The following is a 13,310-nucleotide window of genomic DNA, read 5'->3' as shown; positions in this document are numbered from 1 at the left end:
AACAACTTATTGTGCGAAATGCAATAGCTAGAAAAACTATTTGTTAAAAAAGTGCCCGTTATCTCATTAACAGATAAGGAATTTGTTTAGAATACTGGCAATTATTAAACAAGTTCTCTTGCGTTAAACTCTCTCTCTATCTGTTAACAAATTGTTTTTTATACGTAATGTGTTAAGTGTATAACAAATAAAGTGATATCTTTTTAAAGTACAAATTAAGGAGTTTCAGAATGAAAGTTGCAGTCCTAGGTGCAGCAGGTGGTATCGGTCAGGCTCTCGCCCTTCTTCTCAAAAACCAGCTCCCAGCAGGTTCAGAACTCTCCCTCTACGACATCGCACCAGTCACTCCAGGTGTTGCTGCTGACTTAAGCCATATCCCTACTGATGTTAAAGTGACAGGTTTTGCTGGCGAAGATGCAAAACCTGCATTGAAAGGTGCTGACATTGTCCTTATTTCTGCGGGTGTTGCTCGTAAACCAGGTATGGACCGTTCTGACTTATTTAACATCAATGCGGGTATTGTCCGTAACCTGATCCAACAAATTGCTGAAACTTGCCCTAAAGCATTGATTGGTATTATCACTAACCCAGTGAATACCACCGTTGCTATCGCTGCAGAAGTCCTGAAAAAAGCAGGCGTCTATGATAAAAACCGTTTATTCGGTGTGACGACATTAGATATCATTCGTTCTAATACGTTTGTTGCTGAATTAAAAGGCAAAAATGTTAATGATCTTGAAGTGCCTGTGATCGGCGGCCACTCTGGTGTGACCATTCTGCCTCTGTTATCTCAAATTGAAGGTGTTAGCTTCACTGACGAGGAAGTTGCTGCGTTAACTAAACGTATTCAAAATGCAGGTACAGAAGTCGTTGAAGCGAAAGCGGGTGGCGGGTCTGCAACTTTATCTATGGGCCAAGCAGCTGCACGTTTAGGTTTATCTTTAATTCGTGGTCTCCAAGGCGAAAGCAATGTGGTTGAATGTGTTTACACCGAAGGTGATGGTGAACATGCTCGCTTCTTCGCACAACCTGTTGTTTTAGGCAAAAACGGTATCGAAAAGCATTTACCAATCGGTAAATTAAGTGCATTTGAAGAAAAAGCACTGAAAGATATGCTAGATGTATTAAAAGCAGATATCGAATTAGGTGAAAAATTCATTAATGGCTAATGCCAATTAATTTTTCCTAATAGTAAAAGGTTGAGTTTCGTTTTGAACTCAACCTTTTTTATTGGTAAGTCATCATGAAGCATGCTGCCGCATCCAATGGTCCCAATGCGGATCTGATGGTATTTTCTCTACTAAAAAATCAATAAATGTCCTGATTTTAGGTGAGTGAGTGTGGGCTGGGTGGTATAAGGCATATAGGGCAAATGGAGTGGATTTAGGGTCATAATCCAATAAAACAGGGAGCAATTCCCCATTTTCAATATAATTGCCTAGCATATAAGTTGGTAAACAAACGATACCTTGATGGCAGCGAGCCGCCTCTAATAACCCTAAGCTACTATTTACCTCAATCATATTATTAATTTCTAGAGGATATGCGCTACCGTCTTTATCTGTCATGCGCCAAGTGTCAGGAATATTTGGGTTAATTAAACAATTGTGTGATGCAATATCGGCAGGAGATTGAGGAATACCATATCGTTCGAAATAAGTACGGCTCCCACAGTATACCCAATTAATATTACAAATTTTTCGTAACGCAAAGTTTTCGGGGGGATGGCTGGTAATTCGTAACGCAATATCAAAATCGACTTCATTTAAATTAATGAGCTCATCATTAAGGTCAACAGACAAACTCACTTTCGGATTGGTTTCTCGGTATTCACTGTATATTTGCATTAAATGACAGACTCCAAATGCAATAGAACAGGTAATTTTTAATTGCCCTTGAGCATGTTGATAGAAGCTGGCGGTATTGACCAATGAGTCATCGAGATCGGCCAATAAGTTTTGCGATCGTTGCAATAAATAGCGCCCTGCATCCGTTAAAATAAAATTTCGCGTTGTGCGCTTTAGGAGTACAACCCCCAACTGATCTTCGAGTTGTTGAAGACCTCGACTAACTGACGATGGTGTTACATTCAGCTTCTTGGCGGCAAGGCTGAAGCTATTGCACTCGACGATTTTAATGAATAACTCTAAATGCCGAAAAATCGCGTAGCTGTCAATTTTTGCTTTAAACGCAAAAGTGTTTTTATTTATTAGCATTGTCATGCCCTATTAAACCCGTTTATTCCAGCATACTATAATTGTGAATTTATCGCAGTTTACTCATGCCACACCAGTTTTAAAAAGAAACCTAGTTCCTACACAATAATGTTGTTCCTAACTTTTTTAATAATTAAATCTATAACGTTGAGGAATAGACTATGTCTAATAGTATTCAGGCAAGTGCAGATAATCCGATTAATACGAAAAAGATCCCCTTTACAAAATATGATGTTGGTTGGGTTATTTTGTGCATTGGCATGGCAATTGGTTCAGGAATTGTTTTTATGCCTGTGCAAATTGGTATCAAAGGTATTTGGGTCTTTATTGCAGCGACAATGCTTTCTTATCCAGCAATTTATTGGCTACAAAATTTATATCTAAGAACATTATCAGAATCTGAAGAATGTAATGATTACGCGAGTGTTATTACACAATATTTGGGGAAAAACTGGGGGATAGCATTAGGAATTGCCTATTTCTTGATGTTATTGCACGGGATGTTTTCTTACTCGCTGGCGGTCACCTTCGATAGCGCTTCCTACATTAAAACGTTTGGATTAACGGAAGGGCTATTATCTGATTCTGTTTGGTATGGGCTGATTATTATTTCGGTATTAGTCGCCATTGCTGCACAAGGGGAGCGGTTACTGTTTAAAGTCTCTGGTCCAATGGTTATTGTAAAATTTGGCATTATCGTACTGCTTGGTATAGTGATGGTGCCATATTGGAATTTTGCGAATATCACGGCTTTTCCTGATTTTCTCCCATTTATGCGGGATGTTTTTTTAACACTCCCATTTACCCTATTTTCTATATTATTTGTGCAAATATTGAGTCCTATGAATATTGCGTATCGTAAAATAGAAAGTGATAAACGCATTGCGACATACCGTGCAATACGCGCTAACCGTGTTGCATATATTATTCTCGCTGTTGCAGTCTTGTTTTTTGCTTTTTCTTTTACTTTTTCAATTAGCCATGAGCAAGCGGTATCGGCTTTTGAACAAAATATTTCAGCATTAGCGATTGCTGCGCAAGTGATACCCGGTGCCGTTGTAAAAGTAATGACCGCATTACTCAATATTTTTGCTATCTTGACGGCATTCTTAGGCATTTATTTAGGCTTCCAAGAAGCGATAAAAGGCATCGTAGTCAATTTACTGAGTCGATTTATTCCTGAAGAACGTATCAACCAAACAGTGCTACATTATGGGGTATGCTTAGGCGTTATCATTGCACTGTGGTTTTGGGTTTCAACACGGTTCTCAATTCTATTTTTTATGCAACTTGGTGGCCCATTATTTGGTATCGTTTCTTGTTTAATTCCTTGCTATCTGGTTTACAAAGTCCCTGCATTACACAAATTTAAAGGCCCAACAGTGTGGTTCATCATTTTCTTTGGTGTGTTGTTATGCCTATCTCCATTCTTTAAATTTTTCGAATAAATAATAATGTTGTTGAGAGGATCTCATGAAGAAAAAAGCGGTATCTGAATTTCATGTTGATACACAAGTTACCCAGTTAGGGAGAGACCCCGCTAAGCAAGCTGGGTTTGTAAATGCCCCCATTTATCGTGGCTCAACGGTCGTATTTCCAACGGTTGATGCTTTAATTAATGATAGGGCGGAATTTAATTATGGCACAGCGGGCACGCCAACAATTAAGCAATTGGAGCAAGCTTGGTCTGCTCTTGCTGGAGCTGAAGGTACGGTGCTTTCACCATCTGGTTTAGGCGCGATTGTATTGGCATTGCTGACAACCTTGAAAACAGGTGACCATTTATTAATGCCTGATAGTGTTTATCGGCCAACACGTAAATTTTGCCATGGTTTGTTGGATAAAATGGGGATCATCACGACCTATTATGATCCGATGATTGGTGCTGATATTGAAAAACTAGTAACGCCAAATACCAGCACAATTTTTTTAGAATCCCCTGGCTCTCAAAGTTTCGAAATTCAGGATGTTCCTGCAATTGTTGAGGTTGCAAAGCGCCATAATATTGCGACGATTATTGATAATACATGGGCGACACCTCTATTTTTTAAAGCTCATGAACTGGGTTGTGATATCTCGCTGGAGGCGGGTACTAAATATTTAGGTGGCCATTCTGATTTGCTAATGGGAGTTGTCTCAGCAAACCAAGCGTGGTGGCCGAAATTACGTGAAACTTATGATTACATGGCCATGCTGCCGGGAGCAGAGGACTGTTTTCTTGCGTTACGTGGTTTGCGAACCTTACCTATTCGTTTAAAAGAAGCCCAAGAAAGAGCTTTAAATATTGCACATTGGCTGCAAGAACGCACCGAAGTGATTCGTATTTTGCACCCTGCATTTGTGGATTGCCCAGGCCATGAAATTTGGAAGCGGGATTTCACGGGTTCATCGGGGCTATTTTCCATTGTACTTGATCCTAAATATACCCAAACAGATATTGCAAGAATGCTGGATGGTTTATCAATTTTTGGTATGGGGTATTCATGGGGGGGATTTGAAAGCTTAATTATTCCATTTAACTGTGCTGAATATCGAACTGTGACTAATTGGAATCCTGGAGGGCCAACATTGCGCTTGCAGATTGGCTTAGAAAATTTAGATGATTTAAAACAAGACCTTGCTGATGGTTTCGCGCGAATGAAGTAAACAAAGCTGTTTTTATTGATTTGCCATCAAAAGATAACGCCGTGAATAAATTAATTTATTATTCACGGCCTTATAATTTATTTCATTCAGTTTTTAATCTTCCACTGGTGTTTTTACTCTGACTTTTCTTTCTAATAAATCCCCTGTAATTGGATCGTAATAACGACTTGGCCAAATTTCAGCAGGGTGGATCGCTAAGAAATTTGCAATGATCCATTCCCCTTTAGGCCAAGGACGTGATAGTGCATTTGCTAACGTTGAAGAGCTTAACCCTGCCTCGCGTGAAATTGCGGCAAGTGTAGTTCCACGTTTACGTAAAGCTGCAATGATGTCTGCAGGGTGCCAGTCCGACTTCCGTAAAATCATTTTTTAGTCCTTTTTTCACTTAGAATCATGTAGAGTTAGTGGTACGAGTAACCGAAAATTATGATACATTCAGTACATCCGTTTAGTTATTGGAAATAAAATAACAGAAATTTCCCAAAATAATTTCTGATTTTTTCTTAAAAATTCATTTTATGAAACTATCGTGGTTTTTATGAAATTAAATAGAAAGTCAGAATGAATAACTGTGAATTAGGATAAAACTTTGATGTTAAAACTAACTCTTTCTAGTTAGGGACAAGAATAGCGTATTTAATGCTACTTTTTACTTGTACGAGTAATATATCTAGATTAGTTAATAAAATTAGTTAAATTATTAGCAAGTAAATTATTTAATTATCTGTTATTAAAAGAAATTAGAATGCTAATAACAAATATAATTTGTATATTATTATTTATAGGTATAAATAAAACGAATGAGTCAATAAGGTTTTGAGAAAATATAGATAGTTTTCAACAACTGTAAATTAAATTGTCATCATGACTAGGAGGGTCAGCATGTACAAGGAATGGCTAACGGCAAAAGAGTTGGTTGGGTTACAAGGGCTTCCCATGACAACTCAAGGTATTAATGCAATGGCAAGGCGTGAAAACTGGTTAAACCGCAAAAGGCGGGGTATTCAAGGCAAAGCATTGGAATACCATATTAGTTCTTTACCTATTGATATTTTTGAAGGTCAGTTTGCTAACGAAACTTCACCACCTTATCAAGTAAAAAGAAATGATAATGCCTTTATTTGGCAGGAAGCTTATAACCAGCTTTCCAATGAGGAGAGAGACATTATCCTGACATTTATTATGCGTGAAGGGGCATTAGCGCTAATTAATTTAATTAATAATAAATAATTTACAATTACTTAAGGTGTAAATAATTAATATATAAAAATAATATTATATTGAATTTAAAAATTTTTTTAACTGATGACATTTTAGCAAAGCTGCAACAGCGGGTTTCATAATATAAGCGTGAAGTGAAAATGAAAAAATTGTGGTTCACTGCCAAAGAATTAGCAGGGTTAGAAGGGCTCCCTACATCACCCCAGGGAATTAACCTAATGGCAAGACGAGAAGGCTGGAAAAACCGCCGTAAAAGAGGGGTACAGGGTAAGGCTGTTGAGTATTACTTTGAAAGCTTACCGGGGGAAATCCAAGGGCAGCTTAGCCTGCATGAGCCTTCGGTAACTTATCAAAGCCAAAGAACCGATGCATTGCAAATCTGGTCGGAAGCGTATTACCAACTGACTGAGCCTGAGCGCAATAAAATAGTGAAATACATCCTGCGTTATGGTCTGTCATCACTGCTTGCTCAAATTGATGAAGAAGACAAAGGGGAAAAATAGCGTTTCCCCTTTTCTTGACCCGCTTTATCTTTTTTAGTGACTAAGAATGGCGTTGGATTGCGATATAAGCTAAGCCGATCAATGCATCTTTATAAATTGAATCTTCAATGACATGTAAGGCATCAATCGCTTTTTGTGCTTCTTCTTGGGCTCTTTCATAAGTATATTCAAGAGAACCACAACGTTTCATGGTTGCAAGAACAGTATCTAACAGATGGCGTCCATTACCTTGTTCAATGGCTTGGCGGATCAATGCTGATTCTTCTTCGTTACCATTTTGCATCGCGTGAAGTAGGGGAAGTGTAGGCTTACCTTCATCTAAGTCATCACCCGTGTTTTTTCCCAGTTGAGCGTTGTCTGCATCATAATCGAGGAGATCATCAATTAACTGGAAAGCGGTACCAATATAACGACCATAATCTTGTAGTGCTTTTTCTTGCACTGGTGTTGCATTGGCTAAAATCGCAGATGCATGAGCCGCTGCTTCAAACAGACGTGCGGTTTTACTGTAGATCACTTGCATGTAGTTTTCTTCAGTAATGTTAGGATCGTTGCAGTTCATCAACTGTAAAACTTCGCCTTCAGCGATCACATTCGTCGCTTCAGACATTAGTTTTAGCACTCGCATTGAATCAAGATCCGTCATCATCTGGAATGATCGAGTGTAAATAAAATCACCTACTAAGACACTCGCGGCATTACCAAAAACAGCATTTGCAGTTTGCTTTCCACGACGCATATCAGATTCATCAACGACGTCATCATGCAGCAATGTTGCTGTATGAATGAACTCGATCAATGCAGCAACTTGGGTATGTTTATGACCCGAATAGCCTAAGGATCGACCTGCAAGTATTGCGATCATTGGCCGGATCCTTTTACCGCCACCACTGACTATGTAATAACCAAGCTGGTTAATTAGTGTAACATCTGAATTCAATTGACTGAGGATGGCTTCGTTTACCGCTGACATATCCTCAGTTGTCAGTTCAATAATAGATTCTAAATTCATCGTAATTTATTCATATTATTAGTTTTTGGTTCATTCCCGAAATAAAAAAATGGGAGACCGATAGAACAGTTATCTTTCTAGCATAACATTATTAATTATAAGATTATCAGGTGTGATGCAAAAAATGTTTAAATAAGTAACAATTGAGTGAATAGGGACGAAATCAATGCTCAAAAACGGTTATTGAGAAAAAAGTCGTATTTTTTGTCATCTAACCGCATTATTGGCTTGTGTTCTGCTGCTTTTTTGCGTAGAATTCGCGCCCTATTGTGAATATTTTATAGCGTACTCTGGAATTGAAATATTTAGCGGGTACGCGGAAAGCGGAGTTAATATGTACGCGGTTTTCCAAAGTGGTGGTAAACAACACCGAGTTAGCGAAGGTCAAACTGTCCGCCTAGAAAAGCTGGACATCGCAACAGGTGAAACTGTTGAATTTGATCAAGTTCTGATGGTTGCTAATGGCGATGAGATCCAAATCGGCGCTCCTGTCGTTGAAGGCGTTAAAGTGAAAGCGGAAGTGGTTGCACACGGTCGTGGCGAAAAAGTTAAAATCGTCAAATTCCGTCGTCGTAAACATAGCCGTAAACAACAGGGTCATCGTCAGTGGTTCACTGATGTTAAGATCACTGTCATCGCTTAAGATTTAGGAGAGCAGATTAATGGCACACAAAAAGGCTGGTGGTTCGACTCGTAACGGTCGTGACTCAGAAGCAAAACGTTTAGGTGTTAAACGTTTTGGTGGTGAAGCTGTATTAGCAGGTAGCATCATCGTTCGTCAACGTGGTACTAAGTTCCACGCAGGTAACAACGTAGGTTGTGGCCGTGACCACACTCTGTTCGCATTAGCGGACGGTAAAGTTAAATTTGAAGTTAAAGGTCCAAACAATCGTAAATTTATCAGCATCGAAGCTGAATAAGTTTTCTGACCTTTAATTCAGAATTAAAGCCCTGCAAAAACCTTTTGCGGGGCTTTTTATATTCAGATATTTGATCTTTAATGAACTACACACGTATTAAAGATACACCATCTCTGAGTAGAACAGCCATCCAGCGTTATGCGGCTCAGAAGCGGAGAAAGAATTATGAAATTTGTAGATGAAGCCAAAATATTGGTCGTGGCAGGAGATGGTGGCAATGGTTGTGTCAGCTTCCGCCGTGAAAAATACATCCCTAAAGGGGGACCGGACGGTGGTGACGGTGGCGATGGTGGGGACGTTTACTTACAAGCAGACGAAAACCTCAACACGCTAATCGACTATCGTTTTGAAAAATCATTTCGTGCAGAACGTGGCCAAAATGGCCAAAGCCGTGAATGTACAGGTAAACGTGGTCAAGACATCACTGTAAAAGTACCTGTAGGAACGCGTGTACGCGATTTAGGGACCAACGAAGTACTTTGTGATATGACACGTCATGATCAACGTCATATGGTCGCTAAAGGCGGTTTCCATGGGCTTGGGAATACCCGTTTTAAATCTTCAGTAAATCGCGCTCCACGTCAACGTACTATGGGGACTAAAGGTGAAACCCGCGAAATACTGTTAGAATTGATGCTGTTAGCAGATGTGGGCATGCTTGGTATGCCAAATGCAGGTAAATCAACATTTATCCGTTCTGTATCAGCAGCAAAACCAAAAGTCGCTGATTATCCATTTACCACTTTAGTCCCAAGCTTGGGTGTCGTGCGTATGGATAACGAGCAAAGCTTTGTGGTTGCCGATATTCCAGGATTGATCGAAGGCGCAGCAGAAGGTGCAGGCCTTGGGATCCAATTCCTGAAACACTTAGAGCGTTGTCGTGTCTTACTTCACTTGATTGACATTTGCCCTATTGATGAGTCTGATCCTGTCGAAAATGCGAAGATCATCATTAGTGAGTTAGAAAAATACAGTGAAAAACTAGCGGCAAAACCACGTTGGTTAGTCTTCAATAAAATTGATATCTTAGGTGAAGAGGAATCAGCACAGCGTGCGGCAGAAATTGCTAAAGCGATGGGCTGGGAAGATAAATTCTACATGATTTCAGCGGTTAACCACGAAGGTGTGAAAGCACTTTGTTGGGATATCATGGAATTTATGAATACTCAACCACGTGATATGGCAACAACTGAAGATGCACAGCAACCTGAAAAAGTTGAATTCATGTGGGATGATTATCATAAGGAACAACTTTCTGGTACTGAAGATTTTGATGATGACTGGGATGACGATTGGGATGAAGATGACGACGAAGGTGTCGAAATCATTTATCAAAAATAGTTTATCTTAGAAATATAAAAAGGCGCGAAAGCGCCTTTTTAATATCTAAATCACGTATGATCAGTTTTTCTGATACAGATCTTTATACAAACGGCTTTCAAACCGTACTAATGGTACTCGACGAGTACGTTGCTGGTTTTGCGGTACTGCATAAGCAGAGATAAACTGCACAAAAGCAACACGCTGGCCACTGGCAGTTGTGATAAAACCTGCGAGATTATAGACCCCTTGCAATGCCCCCGTTTTGGCGGAAACTTTACCATTTACACCAGCTTCATCAAAGCCGCCACGATAACGCAATGTACCATCATGACCTGCAAGTGGAAGCATGGAGATAAAATCGAGCTGTTGATCGTTTTTTGCGATAAATTGCAAGATCTCCATCATTGTTGCAGGCGTGATCAAATTGTGGCGAGACAGTCCTGAACCATCAACCATCACAGTATTGCCAAGATCGATCCCCGCTTTTTGCTTCAGTACTTGTCTTACCGCATCGGATCCTGAGCGCCAAGTACCTGGGACGCCATAATATTCTCGACCGATAGTACGAAAAACAGTGTCTGCTATCATATTATCGGATTTTTTTAGCATCACTTTTAACAAGTCATGCAGTGGTTTAGATTCAGTTTTGACTAACACTTGTGATTGAGGCGCTGGGAATGTGCGCTTTTTCACATGGCCGTTGAGCTCAATACCCGCAGTGGTTAACTCATTTTTGACAATCGCCCCTGAGTAACTCGCTCCGTTTTGCACCGCAAAGGCAAGTGGTAAGGGCTCGCTGCGTTGGGTTAAACAACCTGTCAGGGTATAGCGGTTTAGTTCACCAGGAACGACGTCAAGTTCGCAATAGCGTGCTTCAGGGGAGCCTTTAGCTAATGTTTTGACTTCGCTGAACATATTGACAGGGTAAAAACTAGCCGCCTTAATGAAGGCATAGTCACCTGCTTTTTCTGCGGGATAAAGAGAAACTGAAAAACAGTTGCGGTCAATGATAGCAGCTGCAGGTGGCGCACTAAAACATTGGGTCATATCATTCCAAACCCAACCAGGCGCTTTGTCATGGCTAGTAAAAGCAGAAATATCAACGACGAGATCGCCATCAACCTTATGGATCCCAAGCTGCTTTAACGCATTAGCCATATTGCGAATTTGTTGACGGGTTAGTGTTGGGTCACCACTGAAGCGGATCACTAAATCGCCAGTCAATGTGTTGTTGCTAAGTTTTGCATCAGTTTCAAAATTGGTGACAAAACGGTAATCAGGCCCCAGTTGTAATAGGGCAGCAAGAGCGGTCACAACCTTTTGTGTACTTGCAGGTAATGCCATTTGCTGTGCATTATAATCAATTAATGGGGTGCTACTTCCCACTTTTTGCGCGACCAGAGCAAGGTTAGTGCCATCAGGTAAATATTGTTTGTACTCATCAATAGGAATCGCAAAAACTTGCGTACTGGCTAAGGTAATTCCTAAAGAGATGATCCATTTTCTGGTTAAAGTTAATAATGACATATATTTCACGCATTAGGGTGGACATATAATACATACTAAAGTGTAATGCCCAAGAAAGTAAACGGTGACCCGTTATTAAGTCTCAGTTAAAATAGCGTACATTATGATAAGATAAATGAGTACATAAGTCTGATTGCGTTTTTTTACTAGAACACCCCCGGTTTTACGTAGGTGTTCGGTGTACTGTTGTTACAAAATCAGGAAGATACTTGTTTTTAGATAGGATTGAACCGAGGTATTTATTAATGAAACAGATCCCGATGACGGTACTTGGTGCGGATAAGCTAAGAGAAGAGCTTGAATTCCTTAAATCTGTCCGTCGCCCAGAAATTATTGCATCTATTGCAGAAGCGCGTGAGCACGGTGACTTAAAAGAAAATGCAGAATATCATGCAGCACGTGAGCAACAAGGTTTCTGTGAGGGCCGTATTCAAGAAATCGAAGGTAAGCTTTCTCACGCTCAAGTGATCGATGTAACTAAAATGGTCAATAATGGTCGCGTTATCTTTGGCGCAACTGTGACAGTACTGAATGTTGATACCGATGAAGAGCTAACGTATCGTATCGTTGGTGATGACGAAGCAGATATTAAGATCAATCTGATTTCTGTTAACTCCCCGATAGCACGTGGTTTAGTGGGTAAAGAAGTTGATGACGTGGTCTCAATTAAAACCCCAGGTGGCGATGTTGAGTTCGAAATTCTTAAAGTTGAGTATATCTGATTCCTATTTCCCTGAATTGGTTATATTATTTCCCTGATTTAAAGAAAAAGGCCGCAGGCGGCCTTTTTCATCATATAAAACATGCTTTCAATGGCATTTTTATATAAATGATGGGAAATTATTTAGGTAAAATGATTTTGCGGTCTGCCGAAGGACGGTAGATAACAAGAATTTTACCGATGATTTGTACATTTACTGCACCAGTTTCGCGAACAATCGCATCAGCGATCAAATTTTTAGTATCACGGTCTTCGCCTGCGATCTTGACTTTGATAAGCTCATGATGCGCTAATGAGAGTTCAATCTCAGCCAAAACACCTTCGGTTAAACCATTGTTGCCGATCATAACAACAGGGTTTAAATGGTGAGCGAGACTTTTTAGGTGCTGAATTTGTTTTTTATTAAGATTCATTGATTTTTTGCTTGGTTAGTATTGAAAATGGCTTATTCTACCGCCATCTGATATCTATCACCATCAATTATATCTTTTTGATGGTAAAGAAGCAGCAAGTTAGGTGAAGTTCTTTTAGTATAGTTGGAAAGCACAATGGCCAATAAAAAACGTTCGGCAAGCTCAAGTCGCTGGTTGCAAGAGCATTTTAGTGATAAATATGTTCAGCAAGCACAAAAAAAAGGGCTACGCTCACGTGCATGGTTTAAGCTGGAAGAAATCCAGCAAGGTGATAAAATTTTTAAACCAGGTATGACCGTTGTTGATTTAGGAGCAGCCCCTGGTGGTTGGTCGCAATACGTTGTTAGCCAAATAGGTCATAATGGGCGGGTTATTGCTTGTGACTTATTGCCGATGGACCCAATCGTTGGCGTTGATTTCCTGCAAGGGGATTTTCGCGATGAAGCCGTTCTCGCCGCTTTGTTAGAACGCGTTGGCGACAAAAAAGTACAGGTGGTCATGTCTGACATGGCGCCAAATATGAGTGGGACACCAGCGGTTGATATTCCTCGCTCTATGTATCTAGTTGAATTAGCATTGGATATGTGCCGTGCTGTATTGGCGCCTGGGGGGAGTTTCATTGTTAAAGTGTTTCAGGGAGAAGGCTTTGACGATTACCTTAGGGATATCCGCTCCCTGTTTACGAAAGTAAAAGTTCGTAAACCCGAATCTTCGCGGGCACGGTCACGTGAAGTATACATTGTAGCGACAGGGCTAAAACTATAGTACCCTGAGCGTTATTTGTTAACACAGTTGTAATATGAGGTTA

Annotated in this window: 15 protein-coding genes; 10 read left to right on the top strand and 5 right to left on the bottom strand. The window is 40.1% G+C overall.

Features of this window, described 5'->3' with window-relative positions; all coding sequences use genetic code 11:
* The first annotated feature begins 230 nt into the window (after window positions 1-230).
* Window positions 231-1,169: a malate dehydrogenase gene (gene mdh / locus FVA69_RS19685; protein WP_004905937.1), complete on the top strand. Its 939-nt coding sequence runs from the start codon at window positions 231-233 to the stop codon at window positions 1,167-1,169.
* 72 nt (window positions 1,170-1,241) lie between these two features.
* Here mdh and FVA69_RS19680 read toward each other — a convergent pair whose 3' ends face one another.
* Complete coding sequence (locus FVA69_RS19680; protein ID WP_004905935.1) at window positions 1,242-2,216, bottom strand: LysR family transcriptional regulator; 975 nt, start codon at window positions 2,214-2,216, stop codon at window positions 1,242-1,244.
* 260 nt (window positions 2,217-2,476) lie between these two features.
* On the opposite strand from FVA69_RS19680, the gene FVA69_RS19675 reads away from it, so the two are divergent.
* Together FVA69_RS19675 and metC are read left to right on the top strand one after the other, a co-directional pair.
* Window positions 2,477-3,664 carry an amino acid permease gene (locus FVA69_RS19675; RefSeq protein ID WP_227024203.1) on the top strand — a complete coding sequence of 396 codons (1,188 nt, stop codon included), beginning with the start codon at window positions 2,477-2,479 and terminating at the stop codon, window positions 3,662-3,664.
* 25 nt (window positions 3,665-3,689) lie between these two features.
* Window positions 3,690-4,862, top strand: coding sequence for a cystathionine beta-lyase (gene metC / locus FVA69_RS19670; protein WP_164529236.1), 1,173 nt, complete (start codon window positions 3,690-3,692; stop codon window positions 4,860-4,862).
* Window positions 4,863-4,955: 93 nt separating this feature from the next.
* Here the strand turns inward: metC and FVA69_RS19665 are convergent, their stop codons facing one another.
* On the bottom strand, window positions 4,956-5,228 hold the full coding sequence (locus FVA69_RS19665) for a helix-turn-helix domain-containing protein (protein WP_004907453.1): 273 nt from the start codon (window positions 5,226-5,228) through the stop codon (window positions 4,956-4,958).
* A gap of 516 nt (window positions 5,229-5,744) precedes the next feature.
* Between FVA69_RS19665 and FVA69_RS19660 the strand changes: the two genes are divergently transcribed.
* On the top strand, window positions 5,745-6,092 hold the full coding sequence (locus tag FVA69_RS19660) for a DNA-binding protein (protein WP_109912123.1): 348 nt from the start codon (window positions 5,745-5,747) through the stop codon (window positions 6,090-6,092).
* Between the two features lie 131 nt (window positions 6,093-6,223).
* Entirely contained in the window at window positions 6,224-6,586 is a 363-nt protein-coding gene (locus tag FVA69_RS19655) for a DNA-binding protein (RefSeq protein WP_004907457.1), read from the top strand.
* Between the two features lie 40 nt (window positions 6,587-6,626).
* Here FVA69_RS19655 and ispB read toward each other — a convergent pair whose 3' ends face one another.
* A complete protein-coding gene (ispB, locus tag FVA69_RS19650) occupies window positions 6,627-7,598 on the bottom strand; it encodes an octaprenyl diphosphate synthase (protein WP_004907459.1) in 972 nt (323 codons plus the stop codon).
* 334 nt (window positions 7,599-7,932) lie between these two features.
* Between ispB and rplU the strand changes: the two genes are divergently transcribed.
* From rplU to cgtA, 3 genes are all read left to right on the top strand, one after another.
* A complete protein-coding gene (gene rplU / locus FVA69_RS19645; protein ID WP_004905925.1) occupies window positions 7,933-8,241 on the top strand; it encodes a 50S ribosomal protein L21 in 309 nt (102 codons plus the stop codon).
* Between the two features lie 19 nt (window positions 8,242-8,260).
* The gene (rpmA, locus tag FVA69_RS19640; RefSeq protein ID WP_004905922.1) at window positions 8,261-8,518 is read left to right on the top strand and encodes a 50S ribosomal protein L27; all 258 of its coding nucleotides are present in this window, start codon (window positions 8,261-8,263) and stop codon (window positions 8,516-8,518) included.
* Window positions 8,519-8,683: 165 nt separating this feature from the next.
* Entirely contained in the window at window positions 8,684-9,859 is a 1,176-nt protein-coding gene (gene cgtA, locus FVA69_RS19635) for an Obg family GTPase CgtA (RefSeq protein ID WP_004907460.1), read from the top strand.
* Between the two features lie 60 nt (window positions 9,860-9,919).
* Here the strand turns inward: cgtA and dacB are convergent, their stop codons facing one another.
* Window positions 9,920-11,368, bottom strand: coding sequence for a serine-type D-Ala-D-Ala carboxypeptidase (gene dacB, locus FVA69_RS19630; RefSeq protein ID WP_164529235.1), 1,449 nt, complete (start codon window positions 11,366-11,368; stop codon window positions 9,920-9,922).
* A gap of 245 nt (window positions 11,369-11,613) precedes the next feature.
* On the opposite strand from dacB, the gene greA reads away from it, so the two are divergent.
* Window positions 11,614-12,090, top strand: a complete 477-nt coding sequence (greA, locus tag FVA69_RS19625) for a transcription elongation factor GreA (protein ID WP_004907463.1) — start codon at window positions 11,614-11,616, stop codon at window positions 12,088-12,090.
* 118 nt (window positions 12,091-12,208) lie between these two features.
* Here greA and yhbY read toward each other — a convergent pair whose 3' ends face one another.
* Window positions 12,209-12,502, bottom strand: coding sequence for a ribosome assembly RNA-binding protein YhbY (yhbY, locus tag FVA69_RS19620; protein WP_004905914.1), 294 nt, complete (start codon window positions 12,500-12,502; stop codon window positions 12,209-12,211).
* Window positions 12,503-12,637: 135 nt separating this feature from the next.
* Here yhbY and rlmE point away from each other — a divergent pair, with 135 nt between their 5' ends.
* A complete protein-coding gene (gene rlmE, locus FVA69_RS19615) occupies window positions 12,638-13,267 on the top strand; it encodes a 23S rRNA (uridine(2552)-2'-O)-methyltransferase RlmE (protein ID WP_004905912.1) in 630 nt (209 codons plus the stop codon).
* Window positions 13,268-13,310: the final 43 nt, after the last annotated feature.

The organism is Providencia sp. PROV004 (assembly GCF_011045615.1).
GTDB lineage: Bacteria > Pseudomonadota > Gammaproteobacteria > Enterobacterales > Enterobacteriaceae > Providencia > Providencia rettgeri.
The sequence above is the reverse complement of the archived record's forward strand: the minus strand, read 5'-3'. Positions and strand labels throughout refer to the sequence as shown.